General features: G+C 65.0%; 20 protein-coding genes. 8 read left to right on the forward strand and 12 right to left on the reverse strand.

Annotation, left to right across the window (positions count from 1 at the left end):
* Positions 1 to 364 precede the first annotated feature (364 nt).
* Positions 365 to 868, forward strand: coding sequence for a hypothetical protein (locus tag J1M81_RS22475; protein ID WP_176457804.1), 504 nt, complete (start codon positions 365 to 367; stop codon positions 866 to 868).
* Between the two features lie 16 nt (positions 869 to 884).
* Here J1M81_RS22475 and J1M81_RS22480 read toward each other — a convergent pair whose 3' ends face one another.
* From J1M81_RS22480 to J1M81_RS22505, 6 genes are all read right to left on the reverse strand, one after another.
* Entirely contained in the window at positions 885 to 1613 is a 729-nt protein-coding gene (locus J1M81_RS22480) for a TVP38/TMEM64 family protein (protein WP_045841173.1), read from the reverse strand.
* Positions 1614 to 1699: 86 nt separating this feature from the next.
* Positions 1700 to 2038: a metal-sensitive transcriptional regulator gene (locus J1M81_RS22485; RefSeq protein ID WP_032375786.1), complete on the reverse strand. Its 339-nt coding sequence runs from the start codon at positions 2036 to 2038 to the stop codon at positions 1700 to 1702.
* 23 nt (positions 2039 to 2061) lie between these two features.
* On the reverse strand, positions 2062 to 2229 hold the full coding sequence (locus tag J1M81_RS22490) for a hypothetical protein (RefSeq protein WP_155288777.1): 168 nt from the start codon (positions 2227 to 2229) through the stop codon (positions 2062 to 2064).
* Between the two features lie 108 nt (positions 2230 to 2337).
* A complete protein-coding gene (locus J1M81_RS22495; RefSeq protein ID WP_032375703.1) occupies positions 2338 to 4602 on the reverse strand; it encodes a cation-translocating P-type ATPase in 2265 nt (754 codons plus the stop codon).
* Between the two features lie 29 nt (positions 4603 to 4631).
* Positions 4632 to 4895, reverse strand: a complete 264-nt coding sequence (locus J1M81_RS22500) for a hypothetical protein (RefSeq protein WP_032375704.1) — start codon at positions 4893 to 4895, stop codon at positions 4632 to 4634.
* Positions 4896 to 4927: 32 nt separating this feature from the next.
* Positions 4928 to 5131, reverse strand: a complete 204-nt coding sequence (locus J1M81_RS22505) for a heavy-metal-associated domain-containing protein (protein WP_032375705.1) — start codon at positions 5129 to 5131, stop codon at positions 4928 to 4930.
* Between the two features lie 418 nt (positions 5132 to 5549).
* Between J1M81_RS22505 and J1M81_RS22510 the strand changes: the two genes are divergently transcribed.
* A complete protein-coding gene (locus J1M81_RS22510; protein WP_094648397.1) occupies positions 5550 to 5774 on the forward strand; it encodes a DUF4396 domain-containing protein in 225 nt (74 codons plus the stop codon).
* A 145-nt stretch (positions 5775 to 5919) separates the two neighbouring features.
* On the opposite strand, the gene J1M81_RS22515 is transcribed toward J1M81_RS22510, so the two are convergent.
* The 4 genes from J1M81_RS22515 to J1M81_RS22530 form a co-directional block, all read right to left on the reverse strand.
* On the reverse strand, positions 5920 to 7209 hold the full coding sequence (locus tag J1M81_RS22515; RefSeq protein WP_032375707.1) for an MFS transporter: 1290 nt from the start codon (positions 7207 to 7209) through the stop codon (positions 5920 to 5922).
* Entirely contained in the window at positions 7206 to 8336 is a 1131-nt protein-coding gene (locus tag J1M81_RS22520; RefSeq protein WP_094642698.1) for a PLP-dependent cysteine synthase family protein, read from the reverse strand. The genes J1M81_RS22515 and J1M81_RS22520 overlap by 4 nt, the downstream gene beginning before the upstream one ends.
* Before the next feature lie 104 nt (positions 8337 to 8440).
* The gene (locus tag J1M81_RS22525) at positions 8441 to 8860 is read right to left on the reverse strand and encodes a hypothetical protein (RefSeq protein WP_255182256.1); all 420 of its coding nucleotides are present in this window, start codon (positions 8858 to 8860) and stop codon (positions 8441 to 8443) included.
* Positions 8861 to 8905: 45 nt separating this feature from the next.
* Complete coding sequence (locus J1M81_RS22530; RefSeq protein ID WP_143545450.1) at positions 8906 to 9106, reverse strand: hypothetical protein; 201 nt, start codon at positions 9104 to 9106, stop codon at positions 8906 to 8908.
* A gap of 242 nt (positions 9107 to 9348) precedes the next feature.
* Here J1M81_RS22530 and lnt point away from each other — a divergent pair, with 242 nt between their 5' ends.
* Positions 9349 to 10944 (forward strand): apolipoprotein N-acyltransferase, encoded by a 1596-nt coding sequence (gene lnt, locus J1M81_RS22535; protein ID WP_373454000.1) that lies wholly within the window; start codon positions 9349 to 9351, stop codon positions 10942 to 10944.
* A gap of 163 nt (positions 10945 to 11107) precedes the next feature.
* Positions 11108 to 11893, forward strand: coding sequence for a M23 family metallopeptidase (locus tag J1M81_RS22540; protein WP_243597146.1), 786 nt, complete (start codon positions 11108 to 11110; stop codon positions 11891 to 11893).
* 201 nt (positions 11894 to 12094) lie between these two features.
* On the opposite strand, the gene J1M81_RS26530 is transcribed toward J1M81_RS22540, so the two are convergent.
* Positions 12095 to 13273: a M23 family metallopeptidase gene (locus J1M81_RS26530; protein ID WP_241258385.1), complete on the reverse strand. Its 1179-nt coding sequence runs from the start codon at positions 13271 to 13273 to the stop codon at positions 12095 to 12097.
* Between the two features lie 497 nt (positions 13274 to 13770).
* Here J1M81_RS26530 and J1M81_RS22550 point away from each other — a divergent pair, with 497 nt between their 5' ends.
* From J1M81_RS22550 to J1M81_RS26930, 4 genes are all read left to right on the forward strand, one after another.
* A complete protein-coding gene (locus tag J1M81_RS22550) occupies positions 13771 to 14358 on the forward strand; it encodes a TlpA disulfide reductase family protein (protein ID WP_080733473.1) in 588 nt (195 codons plus the stop codon).
* 97 nt (positions 14359 to 14455) lie between these two features.
* Positions 14456 to 15955, forward strand: a complete 1500-nt coding sequence (locus J1M81_RS22555; protein WP_206498884.1) for a multicopper oxidase family protein — start codon at positions 14456 to 14458, stop codon at positions 15953 to 15955.
* A gap of 121 nt (positions 15956 to 16076) precedes the next feature.
* On the forward strand, positions 16077 to 16433 hold the full coding sequence (locus tag J1M81_RS22560; RefSeq protein ID WP_032375711.1) for a BlaI/MecI/CopY family transcriptional regulator: 357 nt from the start codon (positions 16077 to 16079) through the stop codon (positions 16431 to 16433).
* Positions 16430 to 17392, forward strand: coding sequence for a M56 family metallopeptidase (locus J1M81_RS26930; protein WP_206498885.1), 963 nt, complete (start codon positions 16430 to 16432; stop codon positions 17390 to 17392). The genes J1M81_RS22560 and J1M81_RS26930 overlap by 4 nt, the downstream gene beginning before the upstream one ends.
* A gap of 21 nt (positions 17393 to 17413) precedes the next feature.
* On the opposite strand, the gene J1M81_RS22570 is transcribed toward J1M81_RS26930, so the two are convergent.
* The gene (locus J1M81_RS22570) at positions 17414 to 17707 is read right to left on the reverse strand and encodes a hypothetical protein (protein ID WP_094661921.1); all 294 of its coding nucleotides are present in this window, start codon (positions 17705 to 17707) and stop codon (positions 17414 to 17416) included.
* Positions 17708 to 17761: the final 54 nt, after the last annotated feature.

Here is a 17761-nt window from a genome sequence, read left to right on the forward strand (position 1 = left end):
ACCGAAAATGCCGCGGCAACAACGATGATCGAGGCGATCAGGGTAGCGCGGACACGCCGCGTCGGGCCTGAAAAAGAATGCACAGAAGAAATCCTCTGGGGTCGGTGTGGGTTCCCTGCGTCACCAGCGAAGGAAACGGAGCGCGGCGAGAGCCGCATGGGACTGTGTCCGGCCTCGCCGGTCACCATTGTCGGGTATCGGCAGTCGTAGACGGTTCCTCACGGTCGGCTGAGGCTCGCGTCGACGCTCGACGCCTGTGCCGTATGGGCGGCGAGTCGGCGTCGATTGACGCCGACTCACCGCACCTGCAAACTACTATCATTCATAGTAGATGGTGGGGTGGTATCCGCTGACCGGGAGAGGGATGACGACTGTGACGATGCGTGACTGGCCGGCGCGGCGTTGGGTGGCCGCGTTACTGGGCGCGACGGTGGCCGCGCTGGTCGTGGCGATCCCCACCGGGATCATCCACACTGCGTTCTACGTTCGAATGACCCCGGTGTTGTGGTGGAACTATCCGGTGTGGATTGCCACCGCAGTTCTCAGTGGCCTCATTCTTGCGACATACGTGAGCACTGGGCTGGCGTCGTCGGTTTCTTCCCGTGTAGGGGTCAGTGCGAATGCGTTGTCGTTGTTGGCAGTCGGATGTCCGATATGCAACAAACTGGTAGTGGTGGCGGTCGGGGTGAGCGGTGCTCTGGATCTATGGGCACCCGTGCAGCCCGTAATCGGAGTGATGTCGGTGGGGGTGATGGTGTGGGCTCTTCGACTGCGAATCCGCGGGGAACGCGCGTGCCCTACTTCTCGCGTAGGTCAGGAGTTCGGCAACTCCGCTGGCTTTGGCGGTGCAGGCGCAGCAAAATTGTAGGATTTCTCGCCACGTCCTATCCGCGGTCCGGCAGCAACAGACGACGAAGGCGACCGCTTCTCGATGCGCCATCTGCGGTGTTGGGCTGTGCCTGCGACACCGGCAGGCGGGCGTCGGCCAGCAATCCTGCCACCCCGGCGGCCACGCAGGCCGACGTCACCACTATCAATGCCGGATTCGTTCGCCCGGTCAAAGCGTCCCCGAACAGCACCGCGGCGATCGTACCGGGCAGAATCCCCACGACAGTGGCCGTCGTGTAGGGCAGCAGGCGCACCGCGGAGAGTCCGGAGCAGTAGTTGACCAGGGCGAACGGTGCCGGGGCAATGAGCCGTAAGGACCCGACGGCCAGCCACCCCCGCCGAGCCAACCGGGCATCGATGGACTTGACCGCAGGATTCGTCAGCCGCTCCTGCACCGCGGTGCGCCCGAGCGCGCGCACCAGCAGCAACGCCAGCACAGCGCTGACAGTTGTGGCGGCGATCGTGACGGCGACCCCGGTGGCGGGACCGAACAACAGTCCGGCGCTGAGGGTGAACACCGTGCGCGGTACCGGGGCAATCGTCAACACCGCCTGGGTCAGAAAGAACACCACCACGAACGACGGGCCCATCGACTCCGCCCACTCGCGCACCACAATGATCGACGGGCGGGGTACGAGGGCGGCAGCCACTGCCAGTATTGCCAGCGCTGCCACGGTGGCGAGGACTCGGCGATCGCGCAGAATCGCCGATACGGTTTCGGTCATGACGGTCTCTGCCTGCGCCGCCTCGCCGAGGTTTCCGACAAGCACGCGGGAGTGGACGGCGAGGAATGGCTTCGCACTGCCGGTGCTCAGGAGCGGACGAGCCGTGAGATCGCGTCGGTGGCCTCTTTGATCTTCGCGTCGGCTTGGGGACCGCCGGCGATGGCGGCGTCGACCACGCAGTGGCTGATGTGAGCTTCGAGCAGGCCCATGGCCACCGCCTGCAAGGCTTTGGTCATCGCCGAGACCTGGGTGAGGATGTCGATGCAGTACTTGTCTTCCTCGACCATGCGCTGCAGTCCTCGGGCCTGGCCTTCGATGCGCTTGAGGCGTTTGAGGTAGGCGTCCTTTTCGGTGATGTAGCCGTGCGCGGCGTGATCATGGCCGTCGGTCTCGGCGGGTGCCTGCGCGGCCGCGGGAGTGGCCATGGTGTCCTCCTGGAATCCGAGTGTCATGCCGAGCATCCTCGATTATGCCCGCCCGGGGTATGGCGCGAGAGGGTCGGTCCGTCGAGTCGTCGCTGGGCCGCCGCCGCAGCGCACATCACCGCGCAGCGGGCCACCGCTCGGGTCGCCGGGTGCCGGGTGATCTGCACCAAGGTCGTTGTCACGAAGGACATGGCCCTCTCCTTTCGTAGGCTGCATCGGGGTTGTAGCGGTGGGGTGGGGTGGCGCGCCTGCATGCCACGCCCACCCCAGCCTTTTGGGTGCTTGTTCTACCCGCGCGGTTATCCGGTGAGGGACTTGAACCGGCGCAACCGCAAGCTGTTGCTGACCACGAACACCGACGAGAACGCCATCGCTGCACCGGCCAGCATCGGATTGAGCAGCCCGGCCGCAGCCAAGGGGAGGGCGGCCACGTTGTAGGCGAACGCCCAGAACAAGTTGCCCTTGATGGTGCCCAACGTTCGGCGGGACAGGCGGATAGCATCCGCTGCTGCGCGCAGATCACCGCGCACCAACGTCAGATCGCTGGCTTCGATCGCAACGTCGGTACCGGTGCCCATCGCCAGACCGAGGTCGGCCTGCGCCAACGCGGCGGCGTCGTTCACGCCGTCGCCGACCATCGCCACTACCTTGCCCTGCTCCTGCAGCCTTTTGACGACGTCCACCTTGTCTGCGGGCAGCACCTCCGCGATCACTTCGTGGATGCCGACCTGGTCGGCGATGGCACGCGCGGCGGCTGCGTTGTCGCCGGTGAGCATGATCGGCGTCAAACCCAGGCCCCGCAGCTGCTCGATCGCCTCGGCGGAGGTGGGTTTGACCGCGTCGGCGACGACCAGTACTCCGCGAGCCCGACCGTCCCAACCGACTGCGACGGCGGTCTTGCCCTCGGATTCGGCTGCACGCATCGCACTTTCGAGTTCGTCCGGCAGCTGCTGCGCCCGGTCGGCGAGGAGGCGGGCCCGTCCGACGATCATTGCGTGGTCGTCGACTATGCCCTGCACCCCGAGGCCTTCGATATTTATAAACTGCTCCACCGGTGGCAGGGCTCCGACCTTCTCGCGGGCACCTTTGGCGATGGCCTGGGCGATGGGGTGCTCGGACGAATCTTCGAGTGCACCGGCCAGGCGCAGCACCTGCGCGGTGTCCTCGCCGTCGGCGGTGATCACGTCGAGCAGAGTCATCTTGCCGGTGGTGACGGTGCCGGTCTTGTCGAGTACCACGGTGTCGACACGGCGGGTCGATTCGAGCACTTCGGGACCCTTGATCAGGATGCCGAGCTGAGCGCCGCGGCCGGTGCCGACCATCAGCGCGGTCGGGGTGGCCAGGCCGAGGGCACACGGGCAGGCGATGATCAGGACGGCGACGGCTGCGGTGAACGCGGCCGCGATCCCACCGCCGGTGCCGATCCAGAAGCCGAGTGTCGCCGCGGCAAGGGCGATCACGATCGGGACGAAGACTCCGGAGATCTTGTCGGCCAGACGCTGAGCTTGGGCTTTACCGGTCTGAGCGTCTTCGACGAGTTTCGCCATCTGTGCGAGCTGGGTGTCCGAGCCGATGCGGGTCGCCCGGACCACGATTCGGCCACCGACATTGACCGTCGCGCCGACGACCAGATCATCGGGTCCTACCTCGACGGGCACGGATTCGCCGGTCAACATCGAATTGTCGACCGCGGAAGAGCCGTCGGCGACCACGCCGTCGGTGGCGATCTTCTCCCCGGGGCGGACGACGAACTCGTCACCGACGATGAGTTGATCGGTGGGGATGCGCTGTTCGACACCCTCGCGCAGGACGGAGACTTCCTTGGCACCGAGCTCGAGCAGGGCACGCAGGGCGGCACCGGCGCGTCGCTTGGAGCGTGCTTCGAAGTAGCGGCCGGCGAGGATGAAGGTGGTGACTCCGGCTGCGGCCTCGAGGTAGATGTTGCCGGCCCCGTCGGAGCGGGAGATGGTCAGCTCGAACGGGTGTGTCATGCCGGCCGTTCCGGCGGTGCCCCAGAACAGGGCATACAACGACCACCCCAGTGCTGCGATGGTGCCCATCGAGATCAGGGTGTCCATCGTTGAGGTGGCGTGCCGCAGATTGGTGAAGGCGGCCTTGTGGAACGGCCATGCCCCCCACACCACCACGGGTGCGGCGAGGGTCAGGGAAAGCCACTGCCAGTTGGTGAACTGCAGTACCGGAACCATGGCCATCGCGATCACCGGCACGCTGAGCACCAGCGATATGAGCAGGCGTTGGCGCAGCGAGGCGGTGGGGTCGATCTCGGCTGGCCCGGCCGCGTCGGGGTCGGTGGAGGAGGCGGCGGGCGCGGGGACCGTGGCGGTGTAGCCGGCCTGCTCGACGGTGCCCACGAGATCCTCGGTCGAGACATCACCGACGTAGTCGACGCGTGCTTTTTCGGTGGCGTAGTTCACCGTCGCGGTGACACCGTCGAGCTTGTTGAGCTTTTTCTCGATCCGGTTCGCGCAGGAGGCGCAGGTCATACCACTGATGTCGAGTTCGACCCGGCCGTCGGCGGTGGGGTGGTGCGTGACGGGATTCATCGTCGCTCCTCTCGGGGTGTGGTGGTGTGTCAGTGTCCGTGCCCGGCGGGCATCGGCTCCGAGGCGGCGGGCACCGCGGCGTATCTGCTGTCGGTGACCATCAATCCTCCAGGTCTCTGATTGGCGACGGGCCCGCCCGCAGTGGACACCGCGGCGGCGTCGTGAGTCGAGGTGTCGTGTGTGTCGGGTGGTGCGGCACCTTCGGGGCCGAAGGCGTCCCCGGCTCCGAAGGCGAGCCCGAAGACCGCGGCTAGGGCGATGGTGAATCCGACGAACTTCGATGATGCGTTCATCGTGCGAATCTCCTGTCCGGGTCTGGTGTCGATCAGGAGGCGAGCTGGTAGCCGGCCTCGTCGACTGCGTGGGCGATGGCCGTCTGCTCGATCGGGGTGTCCGAGTCGATATCGACTCGGCCGCTCGCGAGGTCGACATTCACGGCGGTCACACCGGGGATGCCGCTGATCTCCTCTCGGACCGAGGAGACGCAGTGCCCGCAGGTCATTCCGGTGACGGTGACGGTGGTGTTCATCGATGCCCTTCTTTCTTCGATTCGGAATGTGATCGAGGTCGTCGCGACCCACTTACAGATTTACCATACCCCCCTACGGTATGCAACGAGATGTGCCGCACCGGTGCTACGGCATGACCCTGGGCACTGACCGGAACACCGCCCTCGGATGCGGGAGCGGCACCCAGAATCGAACGTCGCACCAGAGCCTGCATCGGCGGGCGTCCTCGACTCCGGCTACTACGAACGCGGATTACGCGCGCGCAGAGATGCCCACAATCTTCTCGATGATGTCGCTTCCGTCCTTGCCGACGTCGAATCTCGTGCGGACAGAGTGTTCTTTGGGTGATGATCATCGTCATCGCCATACTGGCCACGATCATGCTCTTCGTATACGAGCGTTCGGCCATCACACCGGTAGTCGGTACGCAGGCAATCCATTCGGCGTTCTGTCGTGGCTGCGCTCGGCGTCGCTGCACTGACCGTACTGGCGTTCGACCTCGGGATGGGTGGCTGGATGCTGCTGCTGTACTACACCGAGACCATGCCACCGGCCACCGACGCTGCGTTCTGGATGCTCATGCAAATCGGTATCGTCCTCGGGGTGGTCACGGGTTACCCCGTCGTCCGTCGCCTCCAACGTCACCGCAACACCCCCGCCTGAGGCGTGGGTGGCCCGCATTCGTGTGAATGCGGGCCACCGGTCGGTGGATAGTCGTGAACGGTGCCGCGTCACACCCTCTGTTCGGCAACCATCGTCGAGGTCTCGGGTGTGGGCAATGCAGGCCACTTCTCGGCGTGCACTGCCGCTAGCCGGTGGCCGGTACCTCGCCGCTTTCGGTCACCGTGGTCTCGGTGGGGGGTGGGGTGAGCCGGTCGGATCGATCGAGCGCATAGAGAGCGGCCACAGATGCCGCCCCGACCAGGGTCAGTATCGCCCAGATCAGTGCACCCAGATGCGCGTCGCTGAGAAGCCCGAAGACGGCTCCTGTACCCAGGTTGCCGAGCAGGATGCCGACCCCGACGATGGTGTTGTAGAACCCGTAATGGGTGGCCACCAGCTTCCCGCCCGACAGGGTCACCACCGTGTCCATCTCGAACGGAAACACCGCGGCGGTGCCGACCGCCAACAGTGCAGCGGTGAACACCAGGGCACCGGCGGCGGCCCACCCGCCCAGCGCGGCCGGGCTCGGCAGCACGATCAGCGGGAGGAACGCCAGCGCCATGATTGCCATACCGACCACCACGCTTCGCCCCGAACCCCACCTGCGGGACAACCAGGACGTGATCCGGAACTGCCCGGCGATCGCGACCACGCCGGAGACCACGAACAACGAGGTCACCAGAGCGGTGTCGGACCTGCCGTTACCGACTACCACCGCAGCCTGCAGCGGCAGCGCAAGATAGATCTGGAACGAAAGCACGTAGGATCCGATCATCGCCAGCGCGAACAGCACGAAGGGTCGGTTGGCCATCACCACCCGCCAGTCCTCGAGTACCGATGTCGTGGCCCCGGTCGTCTCGGCCCGGTGCGCGGGGAGCGTCCAAATCTGCACGATCGTCAGAACAGCAAAAATCGCGGCCGCTGCCAGTGAGGTGACTCGGAAGTCGAGGGTGGTCAGAGCGAGACCGATCAACGGGCCCAGCAGAATCCCGGCCTGATAGAACACGTTGAACACCGCGAACGCCTCGACCCGCCGTGGCCCTGCGTCGGCGGCCAGATACGCCCGCACGGCCGGGTTGAACAGCGCACCGGCGAACCCGGTCGCGGCCGAGGCGAGCAGGATCGCCGGCAGCGATTCCACGGCCGCGAGCAGTACGAAACCGGCAACTCGCAGCAGGCAGCCGGCGACGATCAGGGGTTTGTATCCGAGGCGGTCGGCGAGGGTGCCGCCGAGCAGGAACATCCCTTGCTGGGAGAAGTTCCGCATACCCAGCACCAGCCCGACCGCCCACGCCGCCAGGCCCAGGGAACCGGCCAGATACCCGGCCAGGTACGGCATCAGCATGTAGAAACCGACGTTGATGGAGAACTGGTTGACCATCAACACCTGGCTGGGCCGGTCGAAGCTACGGAACTTGGTCAGAAAAGTTTTCATCGAACGCTCTCGGTGGGATCGACGACGGTGGGATCGACGACGGTGGCGCACCGCGTCCACGACGTCACAGTCTCATCGGTGGGGTGGGCGATGGTCGTCGGCTCGGTCGGCGGGTCAACGTCGAGCAGGCCGTGCTCGGTGCAGTAGTCGTCGTTGTAGATGGTGTCGAAGTAGCGCTGCGGTCCGTCGGGGAAGACCGCCGCGACCCGGGTCTCCGGCGGGCTGGTGCGAGCGATCCAGCCGGCCGCGAGGGCGACGGCCCCGACGCTCCAGCCGCCGCTGGCGTGGTGCGTCGCCGCCAGGGTGCGGCACGACCACACCGCTTCGTGCGGGGCCACCCAGTGCACCTCGTCGAAGGCGGGATAGTCGATGTTGTCGGGATAGATGCTCGAACCCAACCCGCGCATGAGCCGAGTGCTGGCGGGTTGCCCGAAGATCGTCGATCCGATGGTGTCGACACCGACCAGTTTCAGGTCGGGGCAGAACTGCCGGAGCACCCGGGCCACCCCGGCGGAGTGCCCTCCGGTGCCCACCGAGCAAACCAAGGTGTCGACGCGTCCGAGCTGGGCGATGAGTTCGTGAGCGAGCGACTCGTACGCCTCGACATTGTCCGGGTTGGTGTACTGATCCGGGCACCACGACCCTGGATGTGTATCGAGGAGCTCACGGACCTTCTCACGCCGGGCCTGCTGCCAGCCGCCGTCGGGGTGCGGTGTGGTGACCAGTTCGACGCGGGCACCGTACGCGGCGAGCATCCGGTGCACGATCGGTTCCAGTCCCGGGTCGGTGACGAGGGTGACGGGGTGGTGATGGGTGATCCCGGCCAGGGCCAAACCCAGGCCGAGGGTGCCGCTGGTGGATTCGATGATCATCGAACCGGGAGCGAGGTCGCCGCGGGCCTTTGCTTTCTCGACCATGTGCAGCGCGGGGCGGTCTTTCATCCCGCCGGGATTGCTGCCTTCGAGTTTCGCCCAGAAACCGCGGCCGGAGTCCGCGAACGGTTCACCGATCCACAGAACAGGAGTGTTGCCGACCATCGTGCTCGGTTCCGGGCAGTTCTTGGCGGTCGCCAACATGTGGCCGGCGGAGGACGGTGGCACGAGTGTGGAGCGAACAGCACTGTTCATGAGTAATCCCTGTATGTGACCTGCGAGGGCGCAGTAAGTGAGTGATGGGCAGCACGAACTGGGCCATGAGAAGAGGAGTCCTCGGATGGCCCGCGGGCTGCTGATCAGCACCTGTTGATACAGAGTTCGTTCAAGACGGTTCGGCCGTGCCGGATCGGAATGGGTAGATCCGGTGGGGCTCGCGAAATGCGCGGGGCAGACATCGCCACCAACACCACATCGAAGGCCATCGCGGCGACCGCGGCGATGGTCGATGGGCGGGGCGGGTTGTCGGATCGGGGCATTGCGATGACGGTGTTCGTATCGTGCGCCATGTGGGGCGATCCGACGTCGATGTGCGCGTGGTTCGGGGAGAGTTCCGCGGCGGCCTGAGACGAGGACGAAACGATGTGTACGCCGTCGCTGTGATGGTCCTGTTCCCAGGCGATGCCGCATTGAGCGATGGTGTGAGCCAACAAATACAGGACAGCGGCGACTGCGATAACCGTCCGCAGGCGCGGCGGGCCCAGCACAGAGATTCTCACAACGCCTCGACGGTAGCAGCCGGAAACTGGGTTGGCCCAACCCATTCAGGGTGCCCCTGATGTGGCGCCGCCGAATCGGGCGGTCACACCGCCCGCCCGCAGGCACCACATGTTTCTGGTCACGTCGAACACGGCCAGGACGATCGGGGCGGTGATCATGATGGCCGCCAGAGCAGATGCACCCGCATATGTCGGCGTGCTGCGGCGCGGTAGAAGCCAGTCTCCATCCCGGGGTCCAGCACGCATCTTGTGCGAGCCGAGGGTGGTCCGTGCACCGGTCGATGCCCGGCCACGAAGGGCACCGCGAAGAAGAAAGGGCACAGCGAAGGTGCGCGGTCGATATCCCGGGGTATGCATCGACGTCGCAGAGGCGCGGTGTCGGCGGGGGAGCCGGTCCGGGCTCACCGCTGTTACTACTATCGTGCATAGTAGCAACCGAGGGTGGTCAGGTGGCGCTATGCCGTACATGAGAAAAGAGCCATGCAGGCATGCTCGATATCGAGTCCAGCGCAACAACAATGAACCGTCACCGACGAACCCGACGTCGTGCGTTCACCGCGATAGCAGGCAGGTCATCGTCCGCGGTATCTGCTGGTGTGCTGTTGTACGCGGGCTTTCCACCTCGGTCGCTGTGGTTCCTCGCGCCGCTGGGTATCGGGGTTCTTGTTCTCGTCATCCGCGGCCGTTCCATCCGGGCGGCATTCTTCTATGGGTATCTGTCGGGGCTTGCGTTCTTTCTGCCCCTTCTGCCCTGGGTGGGCGTCTACGTCGGCGCCCCGCCGTGGCTGGCGCTCGCGGCGATCCAAGCGATAGCAGTGGCACTGTTCTGCGCTGCAGCGGCCGCAGTGTCCGGGTTGCGCTTCGAAGCGCTGTGGATCGCCGCGATCTGGACCGCCACCGAAGGTCTGCGCGCACGGATTCCGTTCGGGGGATTTCCGTGGGGGAGATTAGCTTTCGCCCAAGCAGACGGCCCTCTGCTCTCGCTTGCCGCGTTCGCCGGTGCGCCCGGTGTATCTTTCGCAGTCGCAGTGATCGGCGCGGCACTGGCAAGTGTGGTCCGCCAGGTACGCTCGCCGACGTCGCGATTCGCAGTCGGATCGGTGGCCACTGTAGTGATCGTGCCAGCTCTGGCTTTCGCGCTCACTCCCGCTGGCGACGCAGGCGCAGCGCGTGCGACGGTCGCCGTTGTGCAAGGCAACGTTCCGCGGTTGGGTCTGGACTTCAACTCGCAACGTCGAGCAGTTCTCGACAATCACATCGAGCGAACAAGGCAACTCGGGGACGACATCACCGTCGGCAGTGTGCCCGCTCCCGACCTGGTGATCTGGCCGGAGAATGCATCCGATATCGATCCGCTGCGCAATGCCGACGCCACTGCCGGGATCGACGCTGCAGCGCGGTCGGTCGGGGTGCCGATTCTGGTCGGTGCGGTCCTTGGCAACGACGACGGCACCTCGACGAATACCTCGATCGTGTGGGATCCGGTACTCGGACCGGGGGAGCGACACGACAAACGCAAACTTGTTCCTTTCGGAGAGTATCTCCCGATGCGATCTGTGATGACGGCGTTGTCCTCGTACGCCTCGCAGGCCGGTAACTTCGTTCCCGGGTCGGGCGACGGTGTCGTCGATATCGCCGGAATTCCGACGGCCGTCGCCACGTGTTACGAGGTCGCGTTCGATGACCTGGTCACTGAGTCCGTGCGTGCGGGGGCGCAGCTGATCACGGTCCCCACCAACAATGCGACGTTCGGGCGCACCGACATGACCTACCAGCAGTTGGCGATGTCGCGGCTGCGGGCGGTCGAGCACAACAGGACTGTTCTCGTTGCGGCGACCAGTGGGGTCAGTGCCGTCATCGACCCACAGGGGAAGGTCGCAGATCGTTCGGGCTTGTTCACTGCGCAGACGTTGGTCGCTGATGTTGCCCTGGAAACGAGATCGACGTGGGCGACAAAGCTGGGACCGCTTCCGGAGTACGCCGCGGTCGTTCTTGCTGTCGTGGGGTGTGCTCTCGCATGGAGAAGGCAGCGTTCGCCGGCCGATGGTCTCCGACCGTCGACGTCCGGTGCTACCGCGCTGTGAGGCACGAAACCACTGCGGGGGACATCGAACTACTAACCATGATAGTAATTACCCCACTCGTCGTGTATCTTTTCGTTATCGCGTCGTGATCCGTTCGATACATCAGTGAGGTGCGCACGTCGATGATTACGCCTCGCTCCATTCGATTACCGAGGACTCTGCTGTGGCACAACACCGTATGACCCGCATGACCGACCGACGTCGACAGTTGATGGACTGTGACGTGCAGGGAGTGGCGGTGACGCCGAGAGGGCGGCATCGCGCTCGGGCGCGCGCCACCGAGCGCCGCGGCAGTGTCGCTGTCGGTATTGCGGTGGCAGCGGGCGCTCTGGTCACGGCGGGTGCCCAATATGCGAGTCCCGCACAGGCGCAGGCAGTCCCCGTGCACGAAGCGACACCGATGCAGGACCCGGTGGCCGAATACTTGCCTCAGATCCTCGCCATACCGGAGATCTCCAATATCAACGATGCGATCGAGCAGTTGGCGAAGGGGCAACGAAGGGCAGAGGAGAGCGCTGCGCGTGATGCAGCGGCGCTGCGACCACTCGTCGTTCGTCCGGTCGCCGGGACCCTGACCTCGGATTTCGGTCCACGATGGGGGACTACGCACACCGGGCTCGACATCGCCAACGCTATCGGAACTCCCGTCTACGCGGCAGCCGACGCTACCGTGCTCGACTCCGGTCCTGCAGACGGATTCGGCCTCTGGGTACGTCTTCAACATGACGATGGAACGACAACGGTCTACGGGCACATCGATCAAACCTTGGTGACAGTGGGGCAACGAGTACAAGCCGGTGAGCAGATCGCCACCGTCGGCAATCGTGGCCAATCGACCGGGCCTCACCTGCATTTCGAGGTCGTCGACGCGGCGGGGAGCAAGGTCGATCCTCAGGAGTGGCTCGCCTCTCGGGGTGTCGCGCTGTCCGACGCGGCTGTTCGGTCGTAGGCCCCCGTTTCACCTCTCGGGCTCGCAGTAGGTACGGCGAACTTACCGGAATGCGGGCGATCGTACTGCGCTCCCGCTGAACATGTCGAGGCACCGAGGGTTCAGGTCTGATGGTGAAAACGAGACCGCAGAGACGCATCCGAAGTCAGTGCAACAGTGCGGAATTCGTTCCCATCGGCGGGCCGTGCGGTCGAGGCTCGGCTACGAGTCACGATCCGAACCGGTGATGGTGGCTCCGCGTTCCGCGAGCCAGGGTCTGGGGTCGACCTTGTTGCCGGCGGGTGTGTCGACCTCGAAGTGCAGATGTGGACCGGTGGAGATACCCCGGTTTCCTACCGTCGCAATTTCTTCACCAGCAGTGACGCGTTGACCTACGGTCACGAGGTTGTCGTTGTTGTGCCCGTAGGTCGTTACGGTGCCGTCATCGTGGCGTATACGCACCCAGAGTCCGAAGCCCTGGGCCGGTCCCGCGCTGATCACCTCGCCGTCCGCAACGGCGACGATCGGTGTACCGGTGGAGTTGGCGATGTCGATTCCTTGATGGGCGCGGCCGTCGCCGAAGGTCGAGGTCAACGTTCCTGTTGTCGGCGCACGATACTTTCCGTTGCTCGACCCTGTTGTGCCGGTAGGGGATTGCGGGGCGGCCGACGAATGATCGCCCGCCTCGGGTGTCGTGGTTTCGGGTGTCGTTGTTTCAGATGACGTGCCGGGTGCCGACGTTTCAGGCACAGTGGCGTCGGGTTCGAGCGCGGGCAGTTCGGGCGTCGCCGAGTCGGCCGACTCGGCGGCCGACTCGGGGTCCTGAGTGTCCTGGGTGCCTTGGGCGGTCGGTTGTTCGGTCGAGGGCTCGGCGTTCGACCTGCCGGGTGGGACCGCCGCATGTGCGCGCGACGAGGTGTGCGGGGTGGCCGGATCGTGGGGAGTCTCGGCGGCCGCGAGTGTGGATGCAAGTGTGGCGACGTCCATCGACGACACCAGTCGGGGGAGAACTGTGGGGTCGATGTCGTCGATCGGCGCGAGACAGGGGATCAGTCGCGAAAGGGCTCCCGTTGGTCCGTCAGCTGTATCGGTGGCTCCGATCGTGCCCACGAGGCAGGAGACGATGCGGCTCTGTGGGCCGGCCAGGTCGTCGAGAGCACCGTTGGCGCGAATCTCGCGTAGTGCGCCGACGACGAGATCGAGGACCTCCTGTTGGACGTGCGGGTCCGATTGGGCCTGCGCGGGGAAGGCAGGCGGCGGCGCAGCCGGATCGGCGTCCGGGGCTGCAGACGCCGTGGGTGCCAGCGCGAGGATGCCTCCCACGAACGCGGTACCGACGAGGATGCGAGTACCCCACCGAGTTCGGTGCGCCATGTACGAGGACGAGGGTAGAGGTCTCATGTCGGTGGTCCTCCTGGACGGCAACTGCATACCTGGCAGTAATTCAGGTCGCCTTCGAGTCAAGGCGACACGCCGCATCACTATTACACTCTTTCCGCACAAGCACCATCAGTCACAGTGAATTACATCGGTAACATTCGCACCCTGCGACCCATTTCGATCGTCGGGTTGTTTCTCGGGAGCCGGGGTTCATGTACGTAATATCTTCTGCGCCAGAAGGACTCGGCGTCGCTGGACGGCCTTCATCGTGCGCCTCGATGGGGGCGGTCGTCTTCGGCGAACGGCCGGAGAGCTGTGTGCTGGCACTGTGAGGCCCGAGGGTGAAGGGGGCCGCGAAAGCGTTGACGGCGTGCAGGATCCACGTTGCTACTATCGAAGATAGTAGATCGTGTAGTATGACGCTGACAGACCGGAAGACATCGTCGAGGTGAACGAGACAGAGGTGCAGGGTGCAGCGGGTGACGACACGCTGGTCCCTACTTGCGATCATCGTCATCGTGACAGTTGTTGGAGCGCTGGCATTGTGGTCTCGAGATCCCTCGACCCAGTCGGTGGGGTCCGCAGGATCGGCACCTCACGTCGAGGACGAGGATCTCCCGTCGGCAGTGATCGCTACCCGTGCTGCCCTCGAGCCGTGCCCGACCTCGTCGCCGGTTCCGTCCCCCGTAACTGGCGAGCTCGTCGGTACGTCCGCACGATGCTTGGGAACGTCGGACTTATCCGATCTGGGGACCTCCCTGGCTGGGCAACCCACATTGCTCAATGTCTGGGCGTCGTGGTGCGGTCCGTGTAGACAGGAGATTCCGGTTCTGGCCCAGTACGCCGCAGAACCGGATGCGGTTCGGGTCGTCGGTCTCAACGTCCAAGACGATGCCGATGCGGCATTGAGCCTGCTCACCGAGCTGGGAGTGCACTATCCCTCGTTCGATCAGGCCGACGCGGCGTTGCAGACACTTGACGCGCCCCCTGTCCTGCCCCTGAGTTTCTTGGTCCAGAGCGATGGAACGATCGAGCGCATCACCTCGACGCCGGTGTTCTACGACCCGAGTCAGGTGCGGGAGGCGGTAACAGCGCTTGTGCGCTGATCTCAGCACGAGCACGAGCACGAGCACCAGCACCAGCAACGCGGCGAGGATCGAACGCCCGCCGGCGGACGGACTTCTACAGAATTGGGAGATGTGTATGACCGGGCAGCGGGCAGGTGCGTTCTCGCTCACGCGCCGCAACTTTCTCGCGCTGAGCGCGGCCGGAACGAGTGCCGTCGTGTTGGGGGCATGCGGCAATGGCTCGTCCGCAACAGCAGTCGTCGGACCGGACTCCGATGTGGTGGGACAGGCCGAGGACGCGCGCCGCTCGGCTACCGGCAGACAAGTCGATATTTCCTTGAGTGCTCAGCCCAGCACGATCGACCTCGGCGGAGTGCAGGTACAGACCTGGACTTTCGGCGACAGACTCCCCGGTGCCGAGATTCGCCTGAGCCGAGGTGATGTGTTGCGCGCACAGCTCGACAACCGCCTCGAGCAGGAGACGACGATCCATTGGCACGGAATCGCCTTGCGCAACGACATGGACGGAGTGCCGGGCCTGACTCAGCCGGCTGTGGCTTCCGGTGACTCGTTCGGCTACGACTTCACCGTGCCCGACGCGGGCACGTACTTCTTTCACCCTCACGTCGGTACCCAACTCGACAGAGGACTGTATGCACCGCTGATCGTCGAGGACCCCGCCGACGGCTCGGACTACGACCTCGAAGCCGTCCTGGTCCTGGACGACTGGCTCGACGGGGTAGCCGGCGACCCCGATCGAGAACTCGAACGGCTGCGCAGCGAGGGCATGTCGATGGGCGGCATGTCGATGAGCGCGCCCACCGCCCAGTCGCCTCTCGGTGGCGACATCGGCGACGTGAGCTACCCGTACTACCTGATCAACGGCAAGATCGGGGCCGATCCCATCGTGCTCGGCGGACGGCCGGGCCAGCGGCTGCGCCTGCGCATCATCAACGCAGCTGCCGACACGGCCTTCCGTTTCGCAGTGGGGGGGCATCCTCTCACTGTTACTCACAGCGACGGATTTCCGGTTCAGCCCGAGCAGGCGCAATGCTTGTTGATAGGGATGGGAGAGCGTTACGACGCAATCATCACCTTGCAGGACGGGGCGTTTCCGATTGTCGCCGCCGCGGAAGGTAAGGACGGGAGCGGGTTCGCTGTGTTGCGTACCGGGCCAGGCGCCGCGCCGCAGTCCTCAGTCCGGCCTGCCGAACTCTCTGCAGCCCCGGTGATGGCTGATCGACTGAGGTCGCTCGATACGGTCCGCTTGTCCGCACGCGAGCCGGATCGCACGTACGACATCGCTCTCGGGATGGAGATGGGCGGGTACACCTGGACGCTCAACGGTGAGACGTACGAGCAGCACACCCCCCTCGACGTTCGCGAAGGCGAAAGAGTACGACTTCGCTTCGTCAACGCCACCACGATGTTTCATCCCATGCATCTGCACGGACACACCTTCGAGGTTGTCAACGGTGCCGGATCAGGCCCCCGGAAGGACACCTCGCTGGTCTTGCCGAACCAAACTGTCGAAGTCGACTTCGACACCGACAATCCCGGCCAGTGGCTTCTGCACTGCCACAACCTCTATCACGGGGAAGCGGGAATGATGACATCGGTGTCCTACCTGGCGTGAGCCTACGGCCGCATTCGTATTCGAGGCATGCAAACCTCTCGGACCAGGGTGCTCGCTACCGAAGGATCACGTAGCTGGCTCGTTCGACGGGATAGAGTGAACACGCGCCTAGGAGGCACTCATGCAGGGTTTGGGAGAGCTCGAAGCTCTGGTGATGGACGTGGTGTGGAATACCAGCGCCGCAGTCCGGGTTCGTGATGTCATCGATCAACTCGAGGACGGTCGAGAACCGGCGTACACCACGATTCAGACGGTGCTCGACAATTTGCACCGTAAAGGCTGGGTACACCGACAACGCAACGGACGGGCATATTGGTACGAAGCCACCCGAAGCAGGGAAGAAGCCGCCTCCGACGCCTTGCGAATACTTCTCGAATCGACCGGCGACCCGACGAGCGTGCTGCTGCACTTCGCCCGCGGCGCTTCCGATGACGAATCGAAGGTGCTCACCCGCGGTCTGAAAGAGCGTCAGAGGTGACTGCCGTACTCCTGTGGGCCCTCGGTGGGCTGTTGGTTGCGGCTGCCGCGCCATTGCTGATGAGGTCGATGATCGACAGAGGTATCGATGCGCACGTCACGCTCTTGACGTGGTCGGCGCTCGTTGTGGGCACCTTGGTCAGCATTGCGGTACCGGTCGTGCTCAGTGCGATCCCCAGTCATGGGGGCGTGACGACCCTGGTCGACATCGCACACCAATGCTGGCTCGCCCTTCAGGGCGACATACCTGCCCGCGTCGAGGCCATCGTCGGGGTTGTCGGGATTGCGATGTTGGGCTGCGGCGCAGTCCGCTGGATCGTCCACCTGAGGCGCGCAGTGTGTGAGCGACGGCGAGTGTACGAGCGGCACATCGATCTGCTGCGCATCATCGCTGGAGGCGTCGGGTTTTCCGGTTCGAATCAACCCGCGTCGACCTTGTGGCTTCCGTTGGACAGTCCTCTCGCGTACAGCGTCGCGGGACGACCGGCGATGGTCGTGGCCAGCGAGGGGCTGCGTACGCAGTTGACGCCTGCTGAAGTCGAGGCGGTCCTCGCACACGAACATGCGCACATCGATGGCCGGCATCACCTGCTCGTAGGCATTGCCGAGTCGGTGGCCTATGCGTTTCCGTGGCTACCGATCATGCGAGCGTCACCTTCGCTCGTGCGCGCTCTCGTCGAACTCGACGCCGACGCTCGGGCAGCACGCTCACACGGACGACACCCTGTGCGACGCGCCCTGACTTCGCTGCACCCGCACCCGGTCCCTCTGCCTGCACTCGGGATGGTCTCGGACACCACCGCTGTGCGGCTCGATCGTCTCGCCGTGGACCGAGTGATCCCGCATGCTCCCTTCCGGTGGGCGCGCGCGTTCGCCGCGTGCACCGCCGTCGCCCTGCCCGCGTTACCGGTACTGACTCTGCTGGGGGCCATGACGTTGGCATCCTGCGCCGTGGGATGAGACGAACTGCGACCCTGTCGATCACGTTCGCTGGCCCGCCGTACTCACCCTCTGCTGCCCGGGGTGGGAAGCGATCGTCGTGAAACGACGAGCGGCGAGGACCATCGCCATCGGATGGCCTACCGCGAGATCCTGCCGCTCGGCGTTCGGAAGTGACCCGAAGCTGCCCGAGATGACGTGGGTCGACCCGATCACGACACCCGCTATCAGTGCCACCCAGCCCCGACCTCGACGGCGTCGCTCACGCTCGTACGCCTCGGTGTAGGGGCCGCCCGCGTCTTCCGACGACCGGCCGTCTCGTTCTTCGCCTGACATCGCGCGCTGCCAGCACGTCCATACGTTGTCGATCGTGAGCGAGTCGGCCGACGG

The organism is Rhodococcus sp. KRD175 (genome assembly GCF_017168275.1).
GTDB classification, from domain to species: Bacteria; Actinomycetota; Actinomycetes; order Mycobacteriales; family Mycobacteriaceae; genus Rhodococcoides; species Rhodococcoides fascians.

Excerpts from the sequence above, each read along its gene's own strand:
- J1M81_RS22495 (WP_032375703.1), bottom strand. The coding sequence starts at position 4,602 with ATGAATCCCGTCACGCACCACCCCACCGCCGACGGCCGGGTCGAACTC.
- J1M81_RS22475 (WP_176457804.1), top strand. The coding sequence starts at position 365 with ATGACGACTGTGACGATGCGTGACTGGCCGGCGCGGCGTTGGGTGGCC.
- J1M81_RS22530 (WP_143545450.1), bottom strand. The coding sequence starts at position 9,106 with ATGCGTGCTGGACCCCGGGATGGAGACTGGCTTCTACCGCGCCGCAGC.
- J1M81_RS22515 (WP_032375707.1), bottom strand. The coding sequence starts at position 7,209 with ATGAAAACTTTTCTGACCAAGTTCCGTAGCTTCGACCGGCCCAGCCAG.
- J1M81_RS22560 (WP_032375711.1), top strand. The coding sequence starts at position 16,077 with ATGCAGGGTTTGGGAGAGCTCGAAGCTCTGGTGATGGACGTGGTGTGG.
- J1M81_RS22500 (WP_032375704.1), bottom strand. The coding sequence starts at position 4,895 with ATGAACGCATCATCGAAGTTCGTCGGATTCACCATCGCCCTAGCCGCG.
- J1M81_RS22570 (WP_094661921.1), bottom strand. The coding sequence starts at position 17,707 with ATGTCAGGCGAAGAACGAGACGGCCGGTCGTCGGAAGACGCGGGCGGC.
- J1M81_RS22490 (WP_155288777.1), bottom strand. The coding sequence starts at position 2,229 with ATGTCCTTCGTGACAACGACCTTGGTGCAGATCACCCGGCACCCGGCG.
- J1M81_RS22480 (WP_045841173.1), bottom strand. The coding sequence starts at position 1,613 with ATGACCGAAACCGTATCGGCGATTCTGCGCGATCGCCGAGTCCTCGCC.
- J1M81_RS22555 (WP_206498884.1), top strand. The coding sequence starts at position 14,456 with ATGACCGGGCAGCGGGCAGGTGCGTTCTCGCTCACGCGCCGCAACTTT.
- J1M81_RS22505 (WP_032375705.1), bottom strand. The coding sequence starts at position 5,131 with ATGAACACCACCGTCACCGTCACCGGAATGACCTGCGGGCACTGCGTC.
- lnt (WP_373454000.1), top strand. The coding sequence starts at position 9,349 with ATGCTCGATATCGAGTCCAGCGCAACAACAATGAACCGTCACCGACGA.
- J1M81_RS22520 (WP_094642698.1), bottom strand. The coding sequence starts at position 8,336 with ATGAACAGTGCTGTTCGCTCCACACTCGTGCCACCGTCCTCCGCCGGC.
- J1M81_RS26530 (WP_241258385.1), bottom strand. The coding sequence starts at position 13,273 with ATGAGACCTCTACCCTCGTCCTCGTACATGGCGCACCGAACTCGGTGG.
- J1M81_RS22485 (WP_032375786.1), bottom strand. The coding sequence starts at position 2,038 with ATGGCCACTCCCGCGGCCGCGCAGGCACCCGCCGAGACCGACGGCCAT.